Genomic DNA, 25,665 nt, shown 5'->3' with positions numbered 1-25,665 from the left:
CCGCGTGGGCAGCTTAGCGTGCGCGCTGCGGCAGGCGCCAATCCTTGCGGATGAAGTGGCAGGTGTAGCCGCCCGGATTGCGTTCCAGGTAATCCTGGTGTTCCGGCTCGGCATTCCAGAAGGGACCGGCCGGCGCGACTTCGGTCACCACCTTGCCGGGCCACATGCCGGAGGCGTCGACATCGGCGATGGTGTCGAGCGCGGTCGCCTTCTGCTCGTCGCTGGTGTAGTAGATGGCCGAACGGTAGCTCATGCCGGTATCGTTGCCCTGGCGATTCGGCGTCGACGGATCATGGATCTGGAAGAAAAATTCCAGCAACTGGCGGTAGCTCATTACCTCGGGATCGAAGGTGATGTCGATGGCTTCCGCATGGGTGCCATGGTTGCGGTAGCTTGCGTTGGGCACGTCGCCGCCCGAATAACCGACACGCGTCGCCTTTACGCCGGGCATTTTGCGGATCAGGTCCTGCATGCCCCAAAAACATCCGCCGGCCAGGATTGCTTGTTCTGTTTTCATGTGTGCGTCCTTGTTCAAGTGATTGTTGCAACCAGGCATCCATCACAGCGTGCCCGTACCGCCCATAGATGGGACGCTGGAGGGATATTGCAATAGCCGATGCATCGTCACGCCGGACCGGCTGCATCGTTCCACAGGCGTTCCCGGGAGTGGAAAACGGTAGCATCGCCTTGCCAGATCCTGTACCTTGCCATCATGCGCCCGATATGCGCGCATCGACAAACGACGATGAAAGCGAGCGACGATGTCTGCTGGCAGATCGACAGCGTCGCCTGGCGGCGAAAGCCAGGCGCTGGGTCCCTTGATCGCCACCTATGGCAAAAGCCGCTCGTTTCTGCTGGTCGGCTGGTGCATGGCGGCGCTGTTCGCCGGGGCCGGCGCTGTCGTGCTGTGGCTGAGCACACGGATCGGCCCGCATTTGCGTTTCAGCGGCGATGTCTCGCTGCTCCCTATGGTCGGATCCGGCGCCCTGGCGCTGGGCGCCGCGATCGCGTTTTTTATCTGGCGCCTGGCGGCATCGCAACCGGCCTTTCACCTATACGAGAACGGTATCCGCGCCAGCGGTCCCGATGGGGAGCATGTCACCCTGTACCGCGACCTGGAAGACCTGTACAGCTTCCATGGCGGCGGCATCGGCTATCGCGCTTCGCCGGGTGCGCCTTGGACGTTTATCGGCAGCCGCATTCGGCGCTTTGCCGAATTGAGCGAGCGCTTGCGCAGCATGCAGATCAAGCACCGGGGAGAGGCCTTGCAGCAGCAGCTACAATCAGGAAATGCGGTGGTTTTCCGTTATGTCGAGGACCGCGTGGCGCAATCGAAAAGCATGGTCGCTTCGCGGAATTTGGACTTCCCGACTTGCGCTATCAGGCTCACTGCGAGCCAGTTGCACATCGGGCAGAAGAGCATCGACATCGCGCGCATCGCCGCTATCCGGACCAATTCGTGGACGGAGAAGTCGCACATTGTCGATGTCGATGGCGAGGTGTTTCACAAAATTCATCCAAGTGCGGTGCTGTCCTTCGACCTGCTGCAGGCGCTGATCGCGCGGCGCCAGCAATCGGCCTGACAGATCAGCGCACGCAGCTGCCTTTGCTGTCGACCAGGACATACGGCATTGCGTGTCCCGCTTTCGGCTTTCCAGTCAAATGCTGTAAGACCGCATCTTTTTCGCACTGGCGCAGGCCACTGGCGGAAGGCGCCGGCGGCGCAACGTCCGCTGCTTCGGGCACGCTCGCGGGCGGCGCCCCCATCAGCACCGTCAGCGGCGGTTCGGGGATGATTGTGGCGGTCGCCGCCGCCGGTATGGGCTGGACTTCCCCTGTGGAACAGCCGGCGGCGGACAGGGCCAGCACGGCGGCGCCTGCCATGCCGGGCAAGCCGCGCCACGGCAGGCGTGCCGTCGTGCGCGCGCTGTCGCCGGCATCGCTGAAGACGACGCTGCCGTCATGGCGTGTGTCCATCCGCACACACAGATCGCCATCGACATTGCCTGCGATCAGCGCCGCGCCTTCCACGGCCGGCATGGCGGAGAGATTGACGACGTTCTTGTTGCAACCCTCGCAATGCCGGACACGGTGATCGCCCCGCATGTCGTCCCACGAGGCGCTGCAGGGAACGGGAATGTCGATGCGGAGCAGTTCGATCGGCTGGTGCTGCGGGCTTGCTGGTTTCATGGTGGAATCCGTTTCATCGAATAGGTCGGAGGCAAGGATGGACATGGCCACCTTGCTACAGATTGAAACGGACACATCCGGCAAGCGGGGTTACACTTTTCAAAAAAAATGTAGACCGCTCGACTCAACTGCCAAGCAGCCGCGACATTTCGATCGGCTTCAGGTCGGGATCGCGCACGTATACCGACAGGATCTTACGACAGTATCTTACGACGGGGTCTTACGACAGGATTTTACGACAGTATCTTACCGGTGGCGCCGCTGCGCTCGACCGGGCCTTCGATGATCGGCCAATCGCAGCGCGAGATGGGCGACGCGCTCCCCGCTCAGCAGCCCTGGCTGCGGCAGTCCGCATAGCCGCGCAAGGTCCTGGTGCGCTCCTCGGTCATCAGCGATTGGCAAGCGGTTTCCATGAGCGGATAGGCAGTCCGCCCTGCATGGGCGCGCTCCTGATAGGCGCAGCTTGCATCGCGAAAGGCGATCCACGCCTGCTGGGCGCGATCGAGTTTTTCGCGCTCCTTTGCATCCGGCAGGCGCTGTTGCGCACGCGCTAACTGCTCCTCCATGCGGATTTCGTTCGCGCGCAGGTACACGGTGGAACATCCGATCATCTCGTCCACGACACGCTCGCAACGATCTGCGCCGATGCGCCGCCTGACCTCGGCGGGTGTGGTTCCCATCTTGGTCGCCACCGCGCGTATCATCGACTCGCTCATTGGCGGTTCCGCACGCGCGGCTGCACCGGCGAACAGGGCGATCGACAGAAGGAGATATTTCATGGCAGGGACATTCATGACGGTGGTCGGGAAAGGGATTGTAACGCGCCGTCGTCCGGCAATCGGCGGACGAAAAAAAAGCTCCCGTGGGGGAGCTCTTTTCCTGATACTGGCGGAGAGGGTGGGATTCGAACCCACGGATGGGTCGCCCCATCGCTTGATTTCGAGTCAAGTACATTCGACCACTCTGCCACCTCTCCTGCTACTGCAAAAAAAATCCCCTGGCAGTAGGGGATTTTTCCTTCATCCTGGCGGAGAGGGTGGGATTCGAACCCACGGATGGGTCGCCCCATCGCTTGATTTCGAGTCAAGTACATTCGACCACTCTGCCACCTCTCCTGCTACTGCAAAAAAAATCCCCTGGCAGTAGGGGATTTTTCCTTCATCCTGGCGGAGAGGGTGGGATTCGAACCCACGGATGGGTCGCCCCATCGCTTGATTTCGAGTCAAGTACATTCGACCACTCTGCCACCTCTCCTTTCTCACATTGCTGCGAGAAGGCAAAATTATAGCACCCTGAGAAAAAAAGGGAAGTCCTATTTTCAGGGCTTCAGCACGCTCAGGCCGCCCATGTAGGGGCGCAGCACCTCCGGAATCGTCACGCTGCCGTCGGCCTGCTGGTAATTTTCCAGCACCGCCACCAGGGTGCGTCCCACCGCCAGGCCCGAACCGTTGAGCGTGTGCAGCAGTTCCGGCTTGCCGGCCGCGTTGCGGAAACGTGCCTGCATGCGGCGCGCCTGGAAGGCTTCGCAGTTCGACAGCGAGGAAATTTCGCGGTAGGTGTTCTGCGCCGGCAGCCACACTTCCAGGTCGTAGGTCTTGGTCGCGCCGAAACCCATGTCGCCGGTGCACAGCGACATCACGCGGTACGGCAGGCCCAGCCCTTTGAGGATGGCTTCGGCGTGGCCGACCATCTCTTCCAGCACGTCGTACGAGGTGTCCGGATGCACCACCTGCACCATTTCCACCTTGTCGAACTGGTGCTGGCGGATCATGCCGCGCGTGTCGCGCCCGTAGCTGCCCGCTTCCGAACGGAAGCATGGCGTGTGGGCCGTCATTTTGATCGGCAACTGGTCGAGTGCCACGATCTCGTCGCGCACGATATTGGTCAGCGACACTTCCGAGGTGGGAATCAGGTAGAAGGTCTCGCCCTCGCCTTCCGCGCCGCCCTTCTTCACCGAGAACAGGTCGGCTTCGAACTTGGGCAGCTGGCCGGTGCCGCGCAGGGAATCGGCGTTGACCATGTACGGCGTATAGCATTCGGTATAGCCATGCTCGCCGGTATGCGTGTTGAGCATGTACTGGGCCAGCGCGCGGTGCAGGCGCGCGATGCCGCCCTTCATCACCGAGAAGCGCGAGCCGGTCAGCTTGGTGGCGACGTCGAAGTCGAGCCCCAGCGCGCTACCCACGTCGACGTGGTCGCGCACCTCGAAGTCGAAGCTTGGCGGCGTGCCGACCTTGCGCACTTCGACGTTGCCGCTTTCATCCGTTCCGACCGGCACCGAGGCGTGCGGCAGGTTCGGCACCGCTTCCATGAAGGTCGCCAGCTTGGCCTGCACCTCGCCGAGCGCGGTTTCGTTGGCCTTGAGCTCGTCGCCCAGGCCCGCCACTTCCGCCATCACGGCCGACGTGTCTTCGCCCTTGCCCTTGAGCATGCCGATCTGCTTCGACAGCGAGTTGCGCTTGCTTTGCAGGTCTTCGGTACGCGTTTGAATCGCCTTGCGTTCGGCTTCGAGGGCGTTGAAGCCGGCCACGTCGAGCGGGAATTTGCGCGTCGCCAGGCGGGCGGCGACGTTGTCGATATCTTTACGGAGCAGTTGAATGTCTATCATTGTCGGAAGTGCCGGTATGTGGAGGGCGGGAAGGACCCGTCGCCGGAATCGCTGCGCCCTGAGAACCGCGCGTGCGGATCGTTCCGCGCGCGGTTCAAGCAAAATAAAAGCTTCGTCGGGAAGCCGGTTTCACAACGCCCGAACCAAGGCGATGCACTTGATGAGGCAGCCAGGCGGCAGGCCCGGGCCTGCACAACGCGCACTGGCTAGTTGTTCATCGTGCAGTTTAACCGATTCCCCGCACAATGGCACCTGTCGGGACGGGGTCGACCTTACTTGCCTCTCCCGCTTTTATTTGCCGGTGACCGTGGCGTTCAGCTTGCGCTGCGCCGCCGCCACCTTGTCGTTGCTGGCGTTCAGGTCCTTCATGAGCGCATTCATTTCATCCAGCACTTTTTGATCGTCGACCTCGGCCACGGCGCCGTTGAAGCGGATCTGGCCCTGATGGGCGCCCAGGAAGGCCGTCAGCTTTTCCGCGCTGTCGATCATGCCTTCCATGGCGGTCAGCATGTCGACGATGCTGGTGGCCGGATCGGTCACGGTACGGGCATAGGCCTTGTCGTACACGGCTTTGAGGTCGTCGGGCTGCTTGAGCGCGACGCGTCTGGCGCCGGCCGCAGCCAGTTCGGTATCGATCAGCTTGCGCAGCGCCACGCTGGTCTTGCGCATGTCGATCATGTCGCTGCGCCAGGCCGGCAGGTCGGCCATGGTGCGCGGCATGCGCTTGCCCGCCATGTCGCGCAAGGGCTGCTGCAGCTTGGCATCCATGGTCTTGTTGTAGTCGCCGATCACGGCGACATGCTTGCTGTAGTCGCCGAACGACTTTTCTTCTTCCGCAGTCAGCGTGGGCACATGCACGCCCGGCTTGTCGACGATGCGCGTTTGCAGGAAGCTGATGAACGCCGCGCGCTCCTTCGGCTCGGAACCGCAGCCGGCAACGCCGAGGGCAAGGATGGCGCCCAGGAAGCACAACAGGATACGTTGTGAAAAATTCATTACTGTTGGCATGAATGACTCCTATGATAAGACTTTTATCATAGTGCAAAAATGCAAACATGGCATCAACAAGCTGACGCCGCGCGCGCTCGCTCGCGCGTGCTTGCGCAGGCTTACTGTTGCGCGGCTTTTTCGGCGGCCGTGAGGCGCTTGGCGCTGACCACCACGACCGTCATGTCGCTGTCGGCGACAGCCGCGGCGCGGGCCGGCGCGGCACTTGCGCGCACCGGTACGTCGGCGGTGGCGTAGGCGGCAAAGCTGACCATGACGGTGGCGGCAAGGAAAACGGCTTCGAGGTTTTTGCGGACTTTCATGATCTTCTCCGGTGGGTGAGGCGGGTTGGTATGGTGTGACTTTACCCACTCGCTCCCTGCCCTTCCAGCGGCTTGCGACGAAGCGCAGGAAATCCCGGACAGGACGCACAAAATCGCGACGGCCTGTGATCGGCAGGCAAGCCGGCCCGCCGTTGCAGGCCGCCTGCGCCGGCGCCGGGCCTTACTGGCCGGCGTCGGCGTCCAGCCCGCGCAGCCAGGCCAGTTTTTCGGCGATCTTGGCTTCGATCCCGCGCGGCACCGGCTCGTACCAGCGCGGCTCGGCCATGCCGTCGGGCAGATAGGTTTCGCCGGCCGCATAGGCATGCGGTTCGTCGTGCGCGTAGCGGTACTCGTGGCCGTAGCCGAGCTCTTTCATCAGCTTGGTAGGCGCGTTGCGCAGGTGCACCGGCACCTCGCGCGACTTGTCCTTCTTGACGAAGGCCACGGCGCGGTTGTAGGCGTTGTAGCCGGCATTGCTCTTGGCCGCGATGGCCAGGTAGACGACCGCCTGGCCCAGCGCCAGCTCGCCTTCCGGCGAGCCCAGCCGCTCGTAGGTGGCGGCCGCATCGTTGGCGATCTGGATCGCGCGCGGGTCGGCAATGCCGATATCTTCCCACGCCATGCGCACGATGCGGCGCAGCAGGTATTGCGGATCGGCGCCGCCGTCGAGCATGCGGCACAGCCAGTACAGCGCCGCGTCCGGATGCGAGCCGCGCACCGATTTGTGCAGCGCCGAAATCTGGTCGTAGAAATTGTCGCCGCCCTTGTCGAAGCGGCGCGAATTGAGGGTCAGCGCGTTGTCGACGAATTCGCCGGTGATGTGGGTCAGGCCCGAGGTCTCGGCCGAGGTCTTGGTCTGTTCGAGCAGGTTGAGGAAGCGGCGCGCGTCGCCGTCGGCGTAACCGATCAGGGTGGCGATGGCGACCTCGTCGAACGTCAGCCGGTTCAGCACCTTTTCTTGCGCGCGCTTGAGCAGCTGCAGCAGTTCGGCGTCGCTCAGGGCCTTGAGCACATAGACCTGCGAGCGCGACAGCAGCGCCGAATTGACCTCGAACGAGGGGTTTTCGGTGGTGGCGCCGATCAGGGTCACCAGGCCGGACTCGACGAACGGCAGCAAGGCGTCCTGCTGCGATTTGTTGAAGCGGTGGATCTCGTCGATGAACAGGATCGTGTGCTTGCCGGTCGCCAGGTGATGCTCGGCCTGTTCGATGGCGGCGCGGATATCCTTGACGCCCGACAGCACGGCCGACAGGGCGATGAATTCGCAGCCGAAGGCGTTGGCCGTCAGGCGCGCCAGGGTGGTCTTGCCGACCCCGGGCGGGCCCCACAGGATCATCGAATGCGGCTTGCCGGACTTGAATACGAGGCGCAGGGGCTTGCCCTCGCCCAGCAGATGGCTCTGGCCGATGACCTCGTCTATCGTTGCCGGACGCAGCGCTTCAGCGAGGGGCGCGGCGGGTTCGGTCTTGAACAAATCGTCCATGCGAAGTCTTCATGTATTGGAAGCGCGTAGTCTAGCGCATGGCGCGAATCGGCGTTCAAGATAAGACCCGCGCGCCGCGCGCCAGTTCCCGGACGCGCGAGCTTTATTTTGACGCCTGCGCGGCGGCGCTATCGATGCGCAAGCCGGTTTTCCCCAGCATGATCGCCAGTGCCGGCGGAAACACCAGCCAGAAGCCCGAGTCCGGCATCAGCACCACGCCCAGCACGGCCATGCCGGACAAGCCCCAGCCGAGCGACTTGGGCAGCGCCATGCCAGCCTTTTCCAGCGCATGCAGCGGCAGCGCCAGCAGCACCAGCAGCACGCCGAACAGGAAGAACCAGGCGGTCACGCCGGCCGTCGTGTCGGTCTTGACCGAATTGAACAGGCCGTCCCCCAGCATCTTCAGCATGAAGGGGCCGAGCACGACAAAAGCGAACAGCGTATGAAGAAATGCAACGCCAAGCAACCAGCGGCTAATCCAGTGTTTCATGAACGTCTCCCGATGACCCGGCCACGGATGGGACCGGCAGGCGATCATATACCGGAGAAATCAATATTGCCAGATATGCATGCCCGATTATTTGCCGCCGGCGTGTGGCGCCAGCAACACCCGTCCGAACAGCGCATCGGTCTTCGGTCCGGGCGCGTTGGCCGCCACGAAGCGGCAGCTGTGCACGTACTGCCGGATCTGCTCGGCCAGCTCGTTGTCGGTGACCCGGCCTTCGAGCCGGATGTTGAAGGGTTCGCCGCGTCCATTGGTCAGGAAGCGCACCAGCACGCCATCGGCGGCGGTGGGCGTGCGGTCGAGCGGGATAAAGCCGGGAAACTGCGCGGAGGCGGCGCAGCTGTCGGGGCGCAGCTGGGGCCGCGCCGACGGCCCGCCGGCCGTGGCCCAGACGATGTCGACCGAGCGCACGGCGCTGTCGCGTGGCTGCGCGGTATCGGTTTTCAGCTTGCAGGCTTGCAGGCCGCGCACGGCGGCGGCATCGAGAATCGGCCAGCCGCTGGCCTTGCGCACCTTCACATCGGCGATGCGCCAGTCCTTGATCCGGTAGTCGAGCACGGTAGTGCCCTCCAGGTCGTAGCGCCTGGCTTCGGGCGGCCAGTCGGCCCGGGTGCAGGCCGAGGGCAGGCGCTCGGCCTCGGGCGCCGGCGCGCGCGTCTGCGCCAGCGCGTCCGCCATCGTGGTGCCAGAAATCAACGTCACAGCCAGTACGGTAGCGATTGTTCGACAGTTCAAGTGAGCTCCGCGAGGGCAAATGGATCAGTTATTGACGACGTCGGCGCCTTTTGGAATGACGAATTTGAACTGGGTCGCTGTCAAGGGCGGATTTTTCTCGAACTTCTTGAAGGCCAGCACCGAGGTCTGGCCGAAGGCGTCGCGCAACTCCATCGCTTCGGGCGTGCCGTTGCGCAATCCGATGCTGATCTGTTCGAACTGCGAATCCTTGCCCTTGGGCGCGGCGTTAAGCCACTCGAGGCCGTCGCGCGTGCCGGCTTCGCTCAGGGTGAAGTTCTTTTCCAGGTCGTTGCTGCCAAATAAGATCGCAGCCGGCGAGGAACCGAGCGCATCGCCCAGCTTCCTGGTGGTGACCTGGTTCAGGTCCTTGTCGTAGATATACAGCTGCTCTCCGTCGGCCTGCAACAGTTGCTCGTAGGGCTTGACGTAGGTCCAGATGAACTTGCCCGGACGGGCGAACACGAAGGTGCCGGACGAGGGCGCCGCCACCTTGCCGGCGTCGGCCTTCTTCACCTGGCGCTGGGTGAACTCGCCGCGCGCGGCCTTGGTGCCGGAGACGAAGGTCTTGAATTGCTCCAGTGCGGTGGCGTGGGCCATGCCGGCGCACGCCAGGCTCAGGGCCAGCACGGCCGTCGTTTTATTCGGTAAAAATCGCATAGTGTCCTTGTCAATGAGGCCGCGTGGGCAAAGCAGTGCCGGGAGCCGGATCATCCTGTAACGGACGAGCGGGCCTCCCGGTGCACAGGCGGCGGTTTATTCTGCGCTGGCAGCCGGGACCAGGATGTCGCGGTTGCCGTTCGATTGCATCGGCGATACAACGCCGCTGTTTTCCATCTGTTCCAGCAGGCGCGCCGCGCGATTGTAGCCAATGCGCAAGTGACGCTGCACCAGCGAAATGGACGCGCGCCGGTTCTTGAGCACCACCTGCACCGCCTGGTCGTACATCGGATCGGCCTCGCCGCTGCCCTCGCCCGCCGCGCCGCCTTCCGCGCCGCCGCCCTCGCCGTCGAGCGTGCCGCCTTCGAGGATGCCCTCAATATAGTTCGGTTCGCCCGACAGCTTGAGGTGGGCCACCACCCGGTGCACTTCCTCGTCGGAGACAAAGGCGCCGTGCACCCGCACCGGCAAACCGGTTCCCGGCGGCATGTACAACATATCGCCCATGCCCAGCAGCGCTTCCGCGCCCATCTGGTCGAGAATGGTGCGCGAATCGATCTTGGACGAGACCTGGAAGGCGATCCGGGTCGGGATGTTCGCCTTGATCAGGCCGGTAATCACATCGACCGACGGGCGCTGCGTCGCCAGGATCAGGTGCAGGCCGGCCGCGCGCGCCTTCTGCGCGATACGGGCGATCAATTCCTCGACCTTTTTGCCGACCACCATCATCAGGTCGGCCAGCTCGTCGATGATGATGACGATGGTCGGCAGTTTTTCCAGCGGTTCCGGCGAATCGGGCGTGATGCTGAACGGATTCGGAATATGTTCCTCGCGCTTGGCCGCCTCGGCGATCTTGGCGTTGTAGCCGGCCAGGTTGCGCACGCCCAGCTTGCTCATCAGCTTGTAGCGGCGCTCCATCTCGTTGACCGCCCAGTTCAGCGCATGGCCGGCCTGGCGCATGTCGGTCACCACCGGCGCCAGCAGGTGCGGGATGCCTTCGTAGACCGACATTTCCAGCATCTTCGGATCGATCAGGATCATGCGCACGTCGGCCGGGTCGGATTTGTACAGCAGCGACAGGATGGTGGCGTTGATGCCCACCGATTTACCCGAACCGGTGGTGCCGGCCACCAGCAGGTGCGGCATCTTGGCCAGGTCGGCGATGACGGCCTTGCCGGCGATATCCTTGCCCAGCGCCACGGTCAGCTGCGAGGCGCTGTCGTTGTAGATCTTGGAGCCGACGATTTCGGTCAGGCGCACGATCTGGCGCTTGGGGTTAGGCAACTCCAGCGCCATGTAATTCTTGCCGGGAATCGTTTCGACCACGCGGATCGAGGTCAGCGACAGCGAACGCGCCAGGTCGCGCGCCAGGCCGACGATCTGGCTGCCCTTGACGCCCGTGGCCGGCTCGATTTCGTAGCGCGTCACCACCGGCCCCGGATAGGCCGCCACCACCTTGGCATCGACGCCGAAGTCCGAGAGTTTCTTTTCGATCAGGCGGCTGGTGAATTCCAGGGTGTCGATCGACACCGTTTCCTGCACTTGCGGCGCGTCGTCGAGCAGCGACAGCGGCGGCAGCGAGGAGTCGCCCGGCAAGTCGCGGAACAGCGGCGCCTGCCGTTCGGGCTGCTTCTCGATCTTAATCTTGAGTTCGCTTTCGGCCGGCCGCGGCGCCGGCGCGTCCAGCGGCCTGTCGAACGGTTTGTCGAACGGCTTGTCGAGCAGCTTTTCCTTCAGCGCGCGTTCCGACAGGGCCACTTCCATGACCTGCGGTTCGATCCGGACCGGCGGCGCCGCCACATGCTTTTCCACATGCTTGGCGCGCTCGTGCACCACCACCTCGTCGCGCTTGACCGCCGCCGCCTCGCCCTGCTTGCGGTCTTCGCGGTCCTGGTAGCGCAGGCGGAACCAGTCGATCGCGTTTTCGATGGCGCCGCCGATGCGCTCGGCCACACCCAGCCACGAGACATGGAAGAACAGGCTGAAGCCCAGCCCGAACAGCAACAGCAGCAGCAGGGTGGCGCCGGTGAAGCCGAAGGCCGCATGGGCGGCGTGGCCGATCAGCTGGCCCAGCACCCCGCCCGGCGCGCGCGGCAGTTGCACCGCAAGCGACCACATGCGCAGGAATTCCAGCCCGAGGCTGCCGACGAACAACACCGCGAAGCCGAGCCAGCGGATGACGGCTTCCTGTTGATGCTCCGGATCATCTTCTGTTGCCGGTTCCAGTTTTTGATTCAGCGAGCGATAGCCCTTCCAGAGAATGCGCAGGAAACAGATGCACCACCACCAGGCCGAAAAGCCGAAGATGAACAGCAGCAGATCGGCCAGGTAGGCGCCCGCGCGCCCGCCCAGGTTGCTCACCTGGGACACCTGCACCTCGTGCGACCAGCCCGGGTCGCCCTTGTTATAGCTGAGCAGGATCATGACGAAGTACAGGAACACCACGGCCAGCGCGATCCAGCGCGCCTCGGAGAGCAGGCGCACCACGCGGTTAGGCAGGGGCTGCCGCACGACCGGCTTTCGGGTGTAACTGGCGTTGGAGGATTGGCTTGTCTTTGTCATTCTTGTTGCTTACAGTGCTGCAGCCTGTTGGCGATGCGTGCATTACGATGTTGGCGATGCGCCCATTCTAAGCGATCCGGAGGGCGGCGGGCCCATGATTCATGCCAGCTCGCATCATGGACTATAATCGAGGGTGCGCAATTGAATTTTTGCGCCCCTTGATCCGTCCACAATCGACCCCAGTTTCTCTCCATACACATTTCGATTAAAGTCCGCCCCATGACCACTACCAAACACGCCAAAGTTCTGATTCTCGGCTCCGGCCCAGCCGGCTACAGCGCGGCCGTTTACGCAGCGCGCGCCAACCTGCAGCCGATGCTCGTCACCGGCGTGGAGCAAGGCGGCCAGCTGATGACCACCACCGACGTCGAAAACTGGCCCGGCGACCCGATGGGCGTGCAAGGTCCGGACCTGATGCAGCGCCTGTTGCAGCACGCCGAGCGCTTTAATACCGAAATCGTGTTCGACCACATTCACACCACAAAGTTGAATGAAAAACCGATGCGTTTGATCGGCGACAGCCACGAGTACACCTGCGACGCCCTGATCATCGCCACCGGCGCCTCGGCCCAGTACCTGGGCCTGGAATCGGAAACCGCGTTCATGGGCAAGGGCGTGTCGGCCTGCGCCACCTGCGACGGTTTCTTCTACCGCAACCAGGAAGTGGCGGTCGTGGGCGGCGGCAACACCGCGGTCGAGGAAGCGCTGTACCTGTCGAACATCGCCAACAAGGTCACGATCATCCACCGCCGCGACAAGTTCCGCGCCGAACCGATCCTGATCGACCGCCTCAACGCCAAGGCGGCCGAAGGCAAGATCGTGATCAAGTACAACCACACGCTGGAAGAAGTGCTCGGCAACGACAGCGGCGTGACCGGCGTGAACATCAAGTCGACCGTCGACGGCGCCATCACGCCCCTGTCGGTGCACGGCCTGTTCGTGGCGATCGGCCACAAGCCGAACACCAGCATCTTCGAAGGCCAGCTCGACATGCACAACGGCTACATCAAGACCCGCACCGGGCTCGAAGGCATGGCCACCGCCACCAACATCCCGGGCGTGTTTGCCGCCGGCGACGTGCAGGATCACATCTACCGCCAGGCGATCACCAGTTCCGGCACCGGTTGCATGGCCGCGCTCGACGCCCAGCGCTACCTGGAAAGCCTGAACGACTAATATAAGCAGAGTACAGCGATGCCGATGAAAGACTTTTCCGACCTGAAATCCTTGCGCGAACAGCTCAAGGGCCAGGATGAAGCGCGCGCGCGCGAGAAAGCCGAGCGCGAAGAACGCGAGCGGGTGGCCATCCAGGAGGCCAGCCTGTTCAAGAGCGCCATCGGCGGCGTCAAGAAGATGCCCGAATCGAACCGTTTCGTGCCCAACGCCCCGCCCGGCATCAACCTCAAGGTCAAGCCGGCCAAGGTGTTCCGCACCCAGGCCGAGGACGACGCGGCGGTGCTGCGCGAGTCGCTGTCGGACCAGTTCGAAGTCGATCACCTGCTCGAAGACGATCCCAGCCTGAGTTTTTCGCGCGCCGGGATCGGTTCGGACGTGGTGCGCAAGCTGCGCAAAGGCTACTGGCCGGTGCAGGACGAGCTCGATCTGCACGGCTTGCGCCGCGATGGCGCGCGCGAGGCCATCGGCGACTTCCTGCACAAGGCCGGCAAGCGCAAGCTGCGCTGCGTGTGCGTCATCCATGGCAAGGGCCTCGGCTCGGCCGGCGGCGAGCCGGTGCTGCGTTCGATGGTGCACAGCTGGCTGGAGCAGAAGGAGGAAGTCATCGCCTTCTGCGCCGCCAATGTGGACGGACGCAGCCATGGCGCCCTGATCGTCCTGCTCAAATCGGCCATCGGCACCTAGCCCGTTCCGCACATTCGCGCCCGGCATTTCCGCGGGCGCAACGCTTGCACTGTCCATCATGCCGAGCGCATGTTAGGCTAGCAATATTCGCCACAGTACAGTGCACCGCATGACCCTCATTACGCTCATCGAAATCATGGCGATCCTGGTCGGCGCTTTCTCCGGCTTCATCGAAGCGCGGCGCAAGCGCATGGATCTGGTCGGCGTATTCACCGTGGCCTTCATCACCGCGTTCGGCGGCGGCACCCTGCGCGACATCCTGCTGGACCGGCGCCCGCTGTTCTGGGTGACGCACCAGGAATACGCGATTCTCATCTTCGTGCTGGCGCTGATGGCCGCGCCGCTGATCCGCACCCTGCGCCAGATCGTCTCGGAACGGCTGATCGTAGTGGCCGACGCGGTGGGGCTGGGACTGTTCTCGATTGCCGGGGTCGCCTCGGCGCTGGAAGCGCACATGCCGATCTTCATCGCCTCGATGATGGGCGTGATTACCGGGATTTTCGGTGGCGTGCTGCGCGATATCGTGTGTAACGAAGTACCGATGGTGTTCCGCGACGGAAAACCTTACGCGATCTGCGCGTTTATCGGCAGCTGGATGTACCTGTTGATGCGCAAATTCGGCGCCGATCCCGACCTGGCGCTGTGGACCAGCGCCACGACGATCAGCGCGCTGCGCCTGCTGACCTGGAAATTCGACATGCGCATGGGGCGTTCCTGACGCGTCCGGACCGGCGCGCAGCCCTGCGGCTGCCCAGCCGGGGCCTGACCCCGGCCAGGAAATGAGTTGTCGTGCAGACTTAAACTGCTTCCGGACCCGTCTCGCCGGTGCGGATGCGAATCACCTGCTCCACGTCCTGCACGAAAATCTTGCCGTCGCCGATCTTGCCGGTGCGGGCGGCCTTGATGATGGCGTCCACCACCTGGTCCGCCATGCCGTCGTCCACCACCACTTCGATCTTGACCTTCGGCAGGAAATCGACCACGTACTCGGCGCCACGGTACAGCTCGGTATGGCCCTTCTGGCGGCCGAAACCCTTCACTTCGGTGACCGTCAGCCCGGTCACGTTCACGTCGGCCAGCGCTTCGCGCACCTCGTCCAGCTTGAACGGTTTGATCACACAAGTAATTTGTTTCATGGCTACTCCTAAATGGTTGCTCGTCACGCGATGGAATTGCTGTTGCCGCTATTCTAAACGACCGGCCGCGCCACAGGCAGCGCTATTTCCCGGCTTGATCCGGAATGCGCGCCAGGTCGGCCTGCCACACGACCGCCTCGGCGTCGCTCGGCGCGCGCCAGTCGCCGCGCGGCGAGAGCGAGCCGCCATTGCCGACCTTCGGCCCGTTCGGCACGCACGAGCGCTTGAACTGGCTGATCTTGAAGAAGCGGTACACGAAGGTGCCCAGGTGTTTCTTGATGTCGGCCAGCGCATACTGGTTGCGGCTGGCGTGCAGGGCATCCGGCCAGGCGCCCTGCTCGCGGTCCTTCCAGGCCGACCACGCCAGGAACGCCACCTTCGACGGCGCGAAGCCGTAGCGCAGGATGTAGTACAGGTTGAAGTCCTGCAGCTCGTACGGCCCGATCGAATTTTCGGTGCTTTGCGCCGGCTTGTCCTGGCCCGCCTTGCCAGGCACCAGTTCCGGGCTGATGTCGGTCGCCAGCACCTGCAGCAGCACGTCCGAACCGCTGCCGCCGATCACGCCCGATTCGGCCACCCAGCGCACCAGGTGGCTGATCAAGGTCTTCGGCACGCTGGCGTTGACGTTATAGTGCGACATATGGTCGCCCACGCCGTAGGTGCACCAGCCCAGCGCCAGCTCGCTCAGGTCGCCCGTGCCGATCACGATCCCGTTATGGAAGTTCGCCAGCCGGAACAGATGGCTGGTGCGCTCGCCCGCCTGCACGTTCTCGAAGGTGATGTCGTAGGTCTCCTGCCCTTCGGCATAGGGATGGCCCAGGTCCTTGAGCATCTGGATGCAGCTCGGACGGATATCGATTTCGTGCGCTTCGCAGCCGACCGCCTCCATCAGCGCGCGCGCCTGGCGCAGGGTGCGCTCGCTGGTCGCAAATCCGGGCATGGTGTAGGCCAAAATGTTCGTGCGCGGCAGCTTCAGGCGGTCCATCGCCTTGGCGCAGACCAGCAGCGCGTGGGTCGAATCGAGCCCGCCCGAGACGCCGATGACCACCTTCTTCATGCCGCTCTGCGACAGGCGCTGCACCAGCGCCTGCACCTGGATGTGAACCACCTCGGTGCAGCGCTCGTCGCGCCGGGCCGGGTCGGACGGCACGTACGGGAAGCGCTCGAGCGCGCGGTTCAGGGCCAGTGTCTTGCCCCCGCCCGGCGCGCCCGGCAGCGCAAAACGCAGCACGCGGAACGCCGCCACCTGCTGCGCATGGTGCCGCACCTGCTGCGCGAAGGTGGTCGTGTGCATGCGCTCGCGCGACAGGCGCTCCAGGTCGACGTCGCCGTAAATGATGTGCGAGTCGTCCTGGAAGCGCTCGGCCTCGGCCAGCAGCTCGCCTTTTTCGTAGATCAGGGTCTGCCCGTCCCACCCCATGTCGGTCGACGATTCGCCGTTCCCGGCCGAGGTGTACAGGTACGCCGCCAGGCAGCGCGCCGACTGCTGCGACACCAGCTGGTGCCGGTAGCCGCTCTTGCCCACCAGGACGTTCGACGCCGACAGGTTGACCAGCACCGTGGCCCCGGCCAGCGCCGCGAACGACGATGGCGGAATCGGCACCCACACGTCTTCGCAGATCTCCACATGAAAGCGCAGCAGCGCGATGCCCTCGACCTCGAACAGCAGGCCCGCGCCGAACGGCACGCTCTGGCCCAGCAGCGCAATCTGGCCGCAAGGCGCGCTGTCGGCGGGGCTGAACTGGCGCGCCTCGTAAAATTCGCCGTAGTTCGGCAGATAGCTTTTGGGGACCACGCCCTGGATCTTCCCGCCCGCGAGCACCACGCCGCAGTTGAACAGCTGGTGCCCGACCCGCAGCGGCATCCCGACCACCAGCGCCAGCGGCAGCTGCGCCGTCGCCTCCATCACCGTGCGCAGGCTCGCCTCGCAGGCCTCCAGCAGCGCGGACTGGTGAAACAGATCGTCGCAGCTGTAGGCCGACAAGCCCAGCTCGGGAAACGCCACCAGCGCCGCGCCCTGCCCGGCGGCCGCTTCGGCCAGCGCGATGGTCTGGGCCGCGTTGAAGACGGGATCGGCGATCCTGCAGCGCGGCGTGGCCACCGCGACCCGGGCGAAGCCGTGCGAATAGAGGTTGAAGAAGTCGCGGTTGAAGAAGTCGTTCTGCATGCAGTGTCTTTCGTAGGGTGGCGGCGCGGCGTCCGAACGCCTTGCGTCTTTTTGCGTAGAATGCAATGACCGACCCGGACACAGCCGGCGTCGCCCGCCAAAATAATGGAATAGCCGATTCGACAAGAATGAATTATCGCACGCATATCGTATCTTCTCTTTCCGAGATCGGCCAAGCCGCCTGGGACGCGCTGGCGTCCTCGCAGCCGGCGGCCAATCCGTTTCTGTCGTTCGCCTTCCTCGACGCCCTGCACGAATCGGGCAGCGCCTGCGTCGATACCGGCTGGCAGCCGCAGTTCCTGGTCCTGTACGAGGGCGAGGCCCTGGTCGCCGCCATGCCGCTGTACGTCAAGATGCATTCCTACGGCGAGTACGTGTTCGACTGGGCCTGGGCCGACGCCTACCAGCGCAACGGCGTCGATTATTATCCCAAGCTGCTGTCGGCGATTCCGTTCACGCCGGTGAGCGGCCCGCGCCTGCTGGCGCGCGACGCCGACGCCAGGGGCGCGCTGCTGGGGGCGCTGGTATCGACCCAGAAGGCGTCCGACGTCTCCTCGACCCACATCCTGTATCCGCCGGAAGACCAGGTCGAGCTGCTGGAAAAAGCCGGCTTCATGCTGCGCAGCGGCGTGCAGTTCCACTGGCTGAACGCCGGCTACCGCGATTTCGACGACTTCCTCGCCACCCTGGAGCAAAAGAAGCGCAAGAACATCCGCGCCGAGCGGCGCAAGGTGCGCGAGGCCGGCGTGACGATGCGGCGCGTGCGCGGCGCCGATGCGACGGACGCCGACTGGCGCCTGTTCAACCGCTGCTACCAGCGCACCTACCAGGCGCACCGCTCATCGCCCTACCTGAACCTGGATTTTTTCCAGCGCATCGGACGCGCCATGCCGGACAATATCCTGCTGGTGATCGCCGAACGCGAAGGCCGGCCGATCGCCGCCTCGCTCGTGATCCACAGCGCCGATACCCTGTTCGGCCGCTACTGGGGCGAGCTCGAACACGTGCCCTGCCTGCACTTCGAAACAGCCTACTACCAGCCGCTCGAATTCTGCATCGAGCAAAAGATCGGCGTGTTCGAAGGCGGCGCCCAGGGCGAGCACAAGATGGCGCGCGGCTTCCTGCCGACCCGCACCTGGTCGGCGCACTGGCTGGCGCACCCCGCCTTCTCGGACGCCATCGAGCACTTCCTGGAGCGCGAGAAAGGCGGCATCGACGAGTACATCGATGAACTGAACGACCGTAACCCCTTCAAGGACCCCGCATGATCTCCCACGTATTCATTGGCGTCGCCGACTTTGCGCGCGCGCTCGACTTCTACTCGGCCCTGATGCCGCAGCTGGGCCTGGCGCTCAAGTTCAGCGATCCCTCGCGGCCATGGGCCGGCTGGATGCAGCCGGCCCACCCTCGCCCGCTGTTCCTGATCGGCGCCCCGTTCGACGGCGCGCACGCCGCCGGCAACGGCCAGATGACGGCCCTGCTGGCGCCCTCGCGCGCCGCGGTCGACAGCGCCCACGGCGCGGCCCTGGCCCACGGCGGCGTGTGCGAAGGCGCGCCCGGCCTGCGGCCGGAATATCACGCCGGCTACTACGGCGCCTACTTCCGCGATCCGGATGGCAACAAGCTGTGCGTCTGCTGCCACGAGTAAATCAATTTCTGACTGTCACAGCAACCTGCCCCGGAGTTGAGGCAGGTCGGTTTTTACACTGACGCAGGCGGAACCCCGGCGCGCCATCCCGGACCATGATGAACCTCCACCTTCATCACCGGGAGATATCATGACGCAAGCTACCGCCAATGCCGAGGAACTGTTCCGTTTCGCCAGCACCAGGGCACCCGAGCCGACGCAGGCGCAAGCGGGACTTCTCGAACTGCCGGACCAAACCAGGGTCGCCGCGTGGATCGCTTCCGCCGCCGAGCTGGACTTTACCGCCGAGCTGGACATCCTTGCCGCGCACTGGGCCGCGCTGGTCAAGCGCACGCCGGACGCCATCGCGGCCGACCTGGAAGCGGCGCGCCAGGGCCAGCTGACCCTGGCCGCCGAGACCCTGTTTCCGATCGCCCAGAACGTGGTGGGCGACGTTCCCGCCTTGCACATGGCGCTGTGGCAGTACTACCTGCAAGGCATCGCCTCCGGCAAGGCCACCAGCGCCCAGCTGCAGCGCACCCGGCAGTTGCTGGGCCAGGTCACCCTGCTGCAAAAGCTGATCGCCGGCGACCCGGATGCGCTGTCGCCCGAATCGGTGCAGGCCGCGCTCAATCCCACGCTCCAGCTGCCTGCCGCGTTCGAAGAACAGATGCGCCTGCGCCGCGAACAGCAAAGCGCCGCCCAGGGCGACAATGGCGGACAGGACTTCGACGCGGTCCTGGCCGACCTGCTCAAGCAGATCGATACCCTGGTCCAGCTGGAACGGCGCCTGGCGGCGGCGCTCGACCAGCTGAGCGCCGGCGGCCCCCACGCACCGGGCACGCCCGGCAGCGGCGGCCCCTCCGACCTGCAAAAAGTGTTCCGCACCCAGCCCGCCGCCGACATCGACGAGCAGTTCCGCGCCGATCACGCCAAGCTGATGCAGGAACTGGCCGACGCCCACGTCCCCACCGCCACCCAGAGCACCTTCGAGCTGCTCGACGAACTGCGGCGCCGCATCGCCAGCGGCGTCGCCACGGCCGCCGCCATGCCGGCCGGTCCGGCCTCGGCCGCCGTGCTGGCCGCGGTGCCGGAACTGGGCGCGCTGATTCCCGCAGCGCCGCTGTTCAGGCCGGGCACCATCTCGACCATGAAGTTCGGCATCCGTCCGGTCGGCGTGGCCGACCTGCGCGTGGTGCGCCAGGTCCTGGTGGGCTACGAAAAAGGCGAGCTGGCCAACATCCACAACGTGCTGCAGGGCGAAGAGCACGAGCACTTCCAGTCGCGCCTGAGCCGCGCCGACGAAAGCGAAGGCAACTACAACGACGGCGACGCCGAAGTGTCGCAGGAAGAAACCGCCTTCGACCGCTTCGACATGGGCCAGGCGGCATTCCAGACCGCGCGCAAGCAGCAGGACCGCAATGCCAGCATCAACCTGACGTCGAACTACGGCACCGTCAACGCGCAGGCCTCGACCTTCATGAACAACTCGAACGGCGGCGACCAGTCGCGCTCCGCCGACCTGCGCCAGTCGCGCGAAATCATCGACCGCGCCGTGGCCCTGGTGCGCGAACGGGTCGGACGCCAGCGCTTGCGCACCCGCAGCGCCGAAGTCTACGAAAGCGACGTGGTGCGCCACAGCGCGCCGGCGGCCACCGTGCGCGCCCAGTACCGCTGGGTCGACAAGGTCTACCAGGCGCAGGTCTACACCTACGGCGCGCGCGCCATGTACGAGGTGATGGTGCCGGCGCCGGCCGCCATGTTCCGCCACCTGCTGGCCCAGCAGCCAGGCTTCGGGGGCCACGCCGGCCCGGCGCCGCTCAAGCCGCTCCTGCGTCCGGCCGAGATCAGCGACGCCAGCTGGCTGGCCATCGCCGAGCGCTTCGACGTGACCCTGCCGCCGCCGCCGACATCGGCCATCGTCGAATACGCCAGCCTGACGTATCCGGCCGGCGCCAGCGGCGGCACGACAATGAGCGGCACGTTCAACTCGCCGCGCGCGCTGGAACAGGGCTACGCGGCGGCGGCGGCCGGCGTGTCGATGAGCTGGTACGGCGTCGACAACCAGTCCGGCATCACCGCCAGCGTCGGCACCAGGCTGTTTTCCAGCAGCCCGGCCGGCAGCACGCCGATTGCCGCCCAGGCCATCGGCACCAACAGCGGCGCGGTCAGCTACAACGCCAGCGGCTGGGGCCAGCTCGACCAGTTCACTGTCAACTTCTACCTGGTCTGGGCCCGCACCAAGGCGGCTGTCGAGAAGTGGCAGCTGGAATGCCACCAGATCATCATGGACAAGTACGAAAGCGAGCTGAAACTGCACCACGAGCGGCTGGCGGCGGCGCGCGCCGGGGAAGACGGTCCGTACGCGGCGCTGGACGAAGAACAGATGCGCACCATCGAACGCACCGAACTGAAACGGGCGGTGCTGGAAATCGTGCGCAGCGGCAGCGGGCACGCCGCGCCGCCCTCGCCCATCGTCATCGGCAGCGCGGCGCCGGCCATCGCCCCCGAGCGGCTCGAGCAGGCGGCGCGCGAGGTGCGCTTCTTCGAGTACGCCTTCGAATGGGACCAGGCGACCTACAGCTTCTTCCCGTACTTCTGGAACGAGGGGGCGCCGCAGTGGGCGGCCTCGCGCTTCGAGCATCGGGGCGACAGCGTGTTCACGGCCTTCCTGAACGCCGGCTTCGCCTCGGTGATCCTGCCGGTGCGCAGCGGGTATGAGGACGCGGCCGCGCTGTACCTGCAGACCGGGATCGTGTCCGACATCGCCGTGGTGCCGGCCGACAGGGCCTTGGCCGACCTGAACCGCGAAGTGCAGCTGGTCAACCGCAACATGCCGATGGAAGGCGCACCCGAAGGCGCCGCCTGGACCTACCGGGTGCCGACCGCGCTGATGGTGCTCGACGACGGCACCGACATCGCGTTTCCCAAGCTGACGCCGCCGGCGGACCAGGCCGAGACCATCCTGATCCCGCCGCTGTTGATTGAGGATAGCCGGCTGGAATGAACAGGAGGCGCCTCGGCATTCTTCATCTAGAGGCATTTTTTTGAATCGAGGAAAACGCGATGGCGTGATTCGCGATTGAAAACGGGGCCGGGCAAAACCCGGCCTTGTTCATCGCGGCGAATTTTCAAACGACCGCAGCCCGGCAACGAGACCGCCGACATTCCGTCAGCCCCGCGCTTCCTTCTGGTGGCGCACTGCCGGGATCGCCACCGCATCCGGCGTCATACGGTAGCGTACGACATATCCGCTGTCGCCAACATCGACCGCCCGTTCGCGATAGGCCTCAAGCATGTCTTGCGCCGGCCGGCCAAGCTGCGCTCCTCGGCAGATCAGCGCCGCTCCTGCCGCCCATGGACAAACAAGGACGGCTGCCGGTCCGAATACTCGCGCAGCAGATTCCACACCGCCCTGACCCGCTGCAAGCGGTACAGATCGGTCGGCGCCGCCAGCCAGAACGAGCGCTCGGCGAAAAACTGGTCCAGCACCGGCACCAGGCGCCCGTCGTCCGGCACCGCATACGGCGGCGCCATGATCAGCCCCATCCCCAGCGCCGCCGCCTCCACCTGCGCGGTCATCCCGGTACAGCACAGCCTGCGCCTCGGCGTGAAGCCCAGCTCGTTGAGATAACTGAGCTCGCGGCTGGCCAGCCGGTCCTGCACATAATCGACAAAATCGTGATGCGCCAGGTCGGCGCGCTCGCGGATCGGCGGATGGCGCGCCAGGTAGGCGGGCGATGCGTACAGATAGAAACGGAACGAGGCCAGCCGCGTGATCATGTAGCGCCCGGTGCTGGGCGGATCGAGCATCACGCCCAGGTCCGCCTCGCGGTTGGCCAGGTTGGCAAAGCGCGGCAGCACCAGCAGGTCGATGCTCAGGTCCGGGTGCGTCTGCAGCAGCCCGACCAGCAGCGGCGCCACCACGCGCACGCCGAACACTTCCGGCACCCCGAGCCGCACCACCCCGTGCGCCGCCACTTCGGTGCCGCCCAGCTGCTCGGTGGCGGCCAGCGCCGCGCTCTCCATCGCCTCGGCGTGCGGCAGCAGCGCCTGTCCCATCTCGGTCAGCTCGTAGCCCTCGCGGCTGCGGTCGAACAGGGTGGTGCCGAGCTGGATTTCGAGGCGGTCGATGCGGCGCGCCACCGTGGTGTGCTCGACCTCCAGGCGGCGCGACGCACCCGACAGGGTGCCGGCGCGCGCCAGCTCCAGGAAGAAACGCAGGTCTGTCCATTCAGGCAAGGTATTCATGGAGGCGATGTCCGATATTCACGCACAATATTGTGCACCAGTGCACATGGTGCACGCAATCTTTTGATTTTTACGTATTACTAAAAAGTAAAGTGGCAAGCTGACTAGCCCCTGCAAGAACAATAAGTTGCATAAACCACCACTGTGCATTTTTGCACAGTCCTTGGGCGTGTCGTTATCTTTCCCTCAAATTCGAATGGGGGCACACTGTATGGCTTCTTTTCCGGCTTACCGCATTGTCCAAAAAAATCCAAGGAGACAACACCATGCGTTCGACCACCGTTCGACATTTTCCCTTGCATCGCATCGCCGCCGCCGTGCTGGCCCTGTCCGGTGGCGCGCTGGGCTCGGCTCAGGCGCAGACCGAAGCGGGCGCGCCAACCGCCCAGCCCATCCAGGACGCCGGCGTGGTCACCGTCAGCGCCCGCCGCCGCCCCGAAAACCTGCAGGACGTGCCGGTCTCCGTCACCGCGTTCGGCGGCGACCAGCTGTCGAAACAGGGCACGCCCGACATCACCGCGCTGGCCCTGTCGATCCCGAACACCACCCTCAAGGCCTCGCGCGCCACCAATTCGACCCTGACCGCCTTCATCCGCGGCGTCGGCCAGCAGGATCCGCTGGCCGGCTTCGAGGCCGGGGTCGGCATCTACCTCGACGACATCTACCTGGCCCGCCCGCAGGCGGCCGTGACCGACATCTACGACGTCGAGCGCATCGAAGTGCTGCGCGGCCCGCAAGGCACCCTGTACGGCCGCAACACCATCGGCGGCGCGGTCAAGTACGTCACGCGCAAGCTCGGCCCCCGCACCGATGTCCGCGCCCGCCTCGCACTGGGCAACTACAGCCAGCGCGAAGCGGTGCTCACCGCCAGCACGCCGCTCTCCGACACGGTGCGCGTGGGCGGATCGATCGCCCGCTTCAAGCGCGACGGCTACGGGCGCAACCTCGTCACCGGCGCCCACAACTACGACAAGGACATGACGGCCGGCCGCCTCTCGGCCGAATTCACGCCCACGCCGGAGCTGTTCATCCGCCTCTCGGGCGACGCCACCGAAGACGATTCCAGCCCGCGCAACGGCCACCGCATGACGGTCGGACGCACCGGCGGCGCGCCGATCCTGTCGAACGTGTACGACACCCGCGCCAGCCTGACCCGCGCGCTCGGGCACGAACAGGAAGTCTCGGCCCACGGCTGGTCGGCGCTGCTGGAGTACACCATCAACCCGCAGCTGAGCGTCAAGTCGGTGACCGCCTCGCGCCGCGACAAGTCGTACGCGCCGATCGACTTCGATTCGCTGCCCGTGGTCGACTTCGAAGTGCCCGCCCTGTACAAGAACAAGCAGTTCAGCCAGGAATTCCAGTTCACCTACACCGGCGACAAGGTCCAGGGCGTGGCCGGGGTGTACTACATCGACGCCAACGCCTACAACATCTTCGACACCATCCTGGCCGGCGCCTTCCCCAGTTCCACCTACACCCTGGGCGATATCGACACCAAGGCCTGGGCCGTCTTTGCCGACGCCAACTACAAATATAACGAGGCGCTCAGCTTCTCGCTGGGCGGGCGCTACACGGTCGACCAGCGCGAAGCGGGCATCCTGCGCCAGATCTACCTGGGCCTGAACGGCTCGCCGGCGATGGGCAATCCGAACGCCGTGCTGTTCCGCACCGACACCGACTTCACGCGCGGCGAACTGGAACGCGAAGACAAGAAGTTCACGCCCAAGGTCGGCATGGCCTGGAAAGCCAGCGCCAGCCAGAACGTCTACGCCAGCTGGGCGCGCGGCTTCAAGGGCGGCGGCTTCGATCCGCGCATGAACGTGGTCGGCACCAGGCTCAGCCCCGCCAGCGCGCGCGCCGGCTACCTGCCCGAAACCATCGACACGCTGGAACTGGGCCTCAAATCGTCCTACAACAACAACCGCATCCTGACCAACATCGCCGTGTTCGACAGCAAATACAAGGATGTGCAGATTCCCGGCTCGGTGGAGGTCGACACCAACGACGACGGCCGCCCCGACAGCTTCGCCGGCGTGACCACCAATGCCGGCAAGGCCAAGATCCGCGGCGTCGAACTGGAAGCGAGCGCCAGGCTGACCGATGCCTTGAGCGTGACGGGCATGTACAGCCACATCAACGCCGAGTACAGCCAGTTCCTGACCTCGCAGCTGGTCGGCGGCGTGCCGGCCCTGGTCAACGTCGCCAGCGAGCGCTACTTCCAGAACACGCCGAAGAACTCGGCCAACCTGCGCGCCACCTACGACATGCAGGTGCCGCTGCTGGGCCGCGCCGGCACCGCCAGCATCAGCGCCAGCGCCGCCTACAAGGACGAGACCACCCAGTTCGAATACGCTTCGGTGCTCGACCAGCCCGGCTACACCCTGTACGACCTGAGCCTGACCTGGACCAGCGCCGACAGCAAGATCCGCGCCGGCCTGCACGGCAAGAACCTGGGCGACAAGCGCTACCGCACCGGCGGCTACGTCTTCCCGAACCTCGGCAGGGAGGGCGTGCTGACGGCCTTCTACGGCGCCCCGCGCACCGTCTCGGCCACCCTCGAATACCGGTTCTGAG

At 65.0% G+C, this 25,665-nt stretch carries 23 protein-coding genes and 3 tRNA genes; 8 read left to right on the top strand and 18 right to left on the bottom strand.

The window, feature by feature from the left end:
- Positions 1–13: 13 nt before the first annotated feature.
- Positions 14–517, bottom strand: coding sequence for a peptide-methionine (S)-S-oxide reductase MsrA (msrA, locus tag EJB06_RS23515; RefSeq protein ID WP_126076457.1), 504 nt, complete (start codon positions 515–517; stop codon positions 14–16).
- Positions 518–818: 301 nt separating this feature from the next.
- Here msrA and EJB06_RS23510 point away from each other — a divergent pair, with 301 nt between their 5' ends.
- Positions 819–1,583 (top strand): hypothetical protein, encoded by a 765-nt coding sequence (locus tag EJB06_RS23510; protein WP_126076456.1) that lies wholly within the window; start codon positions 819–821, stop codon positions 1,581–1,583.
- A gap of 4 nt (positions 1,584–1,587) precedes the next feature.
- On the opposite strand, the gene EJB06_RS23505 is transcribed toward EJB06_RS23510, so the two are convergent.
- From EJB06_RS23505 to EJB06_RS23445, 13 genes are all read right to left on the bottom strand, one after another.
- Positions 1,588–2,235 carry a hypothetical protein gene (locus tag EJB06_RS23505; protein ID WP_126076455.1) on the bottom strand — a complete coding sequence of 216 codons (648 nt, stop codon included), beginning with the start codon at positions 2,233–2,235 and terminating at the stop codon, positions 1,588–1,590.
- Between the two features lie 281 nt (positions 2,236–2,516).
- Positions 2,517–2,969, bottom strand: a complete 453-nt coding sequence (locus EJB06_RS23500; protein WP_164558011.1) for a lysozyme inhibitor LprI family protein — start codon at positions 2,967–2,969, stop codon at positions 2,517–2,519.
- Between the two features lie 107 nt (positions 2,970–3,076).
- A tRNA-Ser gene (locus tag EJB06_RS23495) sits at positions 3,077–3,166 on the bottom strand.
- A gap of 49 nt (positions 3,167–3,215) precedes the next feature.
- A tRNA-Ser gene (locus tag EJB06_RS23490) sits at positions 3,216–3,305 on the bottom strand.
- 49 nt (positions 3,306–3,354) lie between these two features.
- Positions 3,355–3,444, bottom strand: a tRNA-Ser gene (locus EJB06_RS23485).
- Positions 3,445–3,508: 64 nt separating this feature from the next.
- Positions 3,509–4,798: a serine--tRNA ligase gene (gene serS / locus EJB06_RS23480; RefSeq protein ID WP_126076453.1), complete on the bottom strand. Its 1,290-nt coding sequence runs from the start codon at positions 4,796–4,798 to the stop codon at positions 3,509–3,511.
- 291 nt (positions 4,799–5,089) lie between these two features.
- Entirely contained in the window at positions 5,090–5,806 is a 717-nt protein-coding gene (locus tag EJB06_RS23475; protein WP_126076452.1) for a DUF3053 family protein, read from the bottom strand.
- A 101-nt stretch (positions 5,807–5,907) separates the two neighbouring features.
- On the bottom strand, positions 5,908–6,108 hold the full coding sequence (locus tag EJB06_RS23470) for a hypothetical protein (protein ID WP_126076451.1): 201 nt from the start codon (positions 6,106–6,108) through the stop codon (positions 5,908–5,910).
- 181 nt (positions 6,109–6,289) lie between these two features.
- Positions 6,290–7,591, bottom strand: coding sequence for a replication-associated recombination protein A (locus tag EJB06_RS23465; RefSeq protein ID WP_126076450.1), 1,302 nt, complete (start codon positions 7,589–7,591; stop codon positions 6,290–6,292).
- Positions 7,592–7,694: 103 nt separating this feature from the next.
- Complete coding sequence (locus EJB06_RS23460; protein WP_126076449.1) at positions 7,695–8,081, bottom strand: DUF6463 family protein; 387 nt, start codon at positions 8,079–8,081, stop codon at positions 7,695–7,697.
- A gap of 87 nt (positions 8,082–8,168) precedes the next feature.
- Positions 8,169–8,798: an energy transducer TonB gene (locus EJB06_RS23455; protein WP_126076448.1), complete on the bottom strand. Its 630-nt coding sequence runs from the start codon at positions 8,796–8,798 to the stop codon at positions 8,169–8,171.
- A gap of 57 nt (positions 8,799–8,855) precedes the next feature.
- Positions 8,856–9,488, bottom strand: a complete 633-nt coding sequence (gene lolA / locus EJB06_RS23450; protein WP_198420903.1) for an outer membrane lipoprotein chaperone LolA — start codon at positions 9,486–9,488, stop codon at positions 8,856–8,858.
- Positions 9,489–9,584: 96 nt separating this feature from the next.
- Positions 9,585–12,050, bottom strand: coding sequence for a DNA translocase FtsK (locus EJB06_RS23445; protein WP_126076446.1), 2,466 nt, complete (start codon positions 12,048–12,050; stop codon positions 9,585–9,587).
- 219 nt (positions 12,051–12,269) lie between these two features.
- On the opposite strand from EJB06_RS23445, the gene trxB reads away from it, so the two are divergent.
- The 3 genes from trxB (at position 12,270) to EJB06_RS23430 (ending at position 14,628) form a co-directional block, all read left to right on the top strand.
- A complete protein-coding gene (gene trxB, locus EJB06_RS23440; protein WP_126076445.1) occupies positions 12,270–13,226 on the top strand; it encodes a thioredoxin-disulfide reductase in 957 nt (318 codons plus the stop codon).
- A gap of 18 nt (positions 13,227–13,244) precedes the next feature.
- Positions 13,245–13,910 carry a Smr/MutS family protein gene (locus EJB06_RS23435; protein WP_126076444.1) on the top strand — a complete coding sequence of 222 codons (666 nt, stop codon included), beginning with the start codon at positions 13,245–13,247 and terminating at the stop codon, positions 13,908–13,910.
- A gap of 109 nt (positions 13,911–14,019) precedes the next feature.
- The gene (locus EJB06_RS23430) at positions 14,020–14,628 is read left to right on the top strand and encodes a trimeric intracellular cation channel family protein (protein ID WP_126076443.1); all 609 of its coding nucleotides are present in this window, start codon (positions 14,020–14,022) and stop codon (positions 14,626–14,628) included.
- Positions 14,629–14,707: 79 nt separating this feature from the next.
- Here the strand turns inward: EJB06_RS23430 and EJB06_RS23425 are convergent, their stop codons facing one another.
- A complete protein-coding gene (locus tag EJB06_RS23425; protein ID WP_126076442.1) occupies positions 14,708–15,046 on the bottom strand; it encodes a P-II family nitrogen regulator in 339 nt (112 codons plus the stop codon).
- 82 nt (positions 15,047–15,128) lie between these two features.
- Positions 15,129–17,213, bottom strand: a complete 2,085-nt coding sequence (locus tag EJB06_RS23420; protein ID WP_126076441.1) for an NAD(+) synthase — start codon at positions 17,211–17,213, stop codon at positions 15,129–15,131.
- Between the two features lie 128 nt (positions 17,214–17,341).
- Here EJB06_RS23420 and EJB06_RS23415 point away from each other — a divergent pair, with 128 nt between their 5' ends.
- The 3 genes from EJB06_RS23415 (at position 17,342) to EJB06_RS23405 (ending at position 21,847) form a co-directional block, all read left to right on the top strand.
- The gene (locus EJB06_RS23415; protein WP_126076440.1) at positions 17,342–18,481 is read left to right on the top strand and encodes a GNAT family N-acetyltransferase; all 1,140 of its coding nucleotides are present in this window, start codon (positions 17,342–17,344) and stop codon (positions 18,479–18,481) included.
- Positions 18,478–18,861: a VOC family protein gene (locus tag EJB06_RS23410; protein WP_126076439.1), complete on the top strand. Its 384-nt coding sequence runs from the start codon at positions 18,478–18,480 to the stop codon at positions 18,859–18,861. The genes EJB06_RS23415 and EJB06_RS23410 overlap by 4 nt, the downstream gene beginning before the upstream one ends.
- A gap of 130 nt (positions 18,862–18,991) precedes the next feature.
- On the top strand, positions 18,992–21,847 hold the full coding sequence (locus EJB06_RS23405) for a hypothetical protein (protein WP_126076438.1): 2,856 nt from the start codon (positions 18,992–18,994) through the stop codon (positions 21,845–21,847).
- A gap of 165 nt (positions 21,848–22,012) precedes the next feature.
- Here EJB06_RS23405 and EJB06_RS32920 read toward each other — a convergent pair whose 3' ends face one another.
- Both EJB06_RS32920 and EJB06_RS23400 read right to left on the bottom strand, forming a co-directional pair.
- The gene (locus EJB06_RS32920; RefSeq protein WP_267876911.1) at positions 22,013–22,138 is read right to left on the bottom strand and encodes a hypothetical protein; all 126 of its coding nucleotides are present in this window, start codon (positions 22,136–22,138) and stop codon (positions 22,013–22,015) included.
- Positions 22,139–22,176: 38 nt separating this feature from the next.
- The gene (locus tag EJB06_RS23400; RefSeq protein WP_126076437.1) at positions 22,177–23,091 is read right to left on the bottom strand and encodes a LysR family transcriptional regulator; all 915 of its coding nucleotides are present in this window, start codon (positions 23,089–23,091) and stop codon (positions 22,177–22,179) included.
- A 266-nt stretch (positions 23,092–23,357) separates the two neighbouring features.
- On the opposite strand from EJB06_RS23400, the gene EJB06_RS23395 reads away from it, so the two are divergent.
- Positions 23,358–25,664: a TonB-dependent receptor gene (locus tag EJB06_RS23395; protein WP_126076436.1), complete on the top strand. Its 2,307-nt coding sequence runs from the start codon at positions 23,358–23,360 to the stop codon at positions 25,662–25,664.
- Position 25,665 lies beyond the last annotated feature (1 nt).

It is taken from the genome of Massilia atriviolacea, from assembly GCF_003953935.1.
GTDB classification, from domain to species: domain Bacteria; phylum Pseudomonadota; class Gammaproteobacteria; order Burkholderiales; family Burkholderiaceae_D; genus Telluria_A; species Telluria_A atriviolacea.
This window is presented reverse-complemented; position numbering and strand designations above follow the sequence as displayed.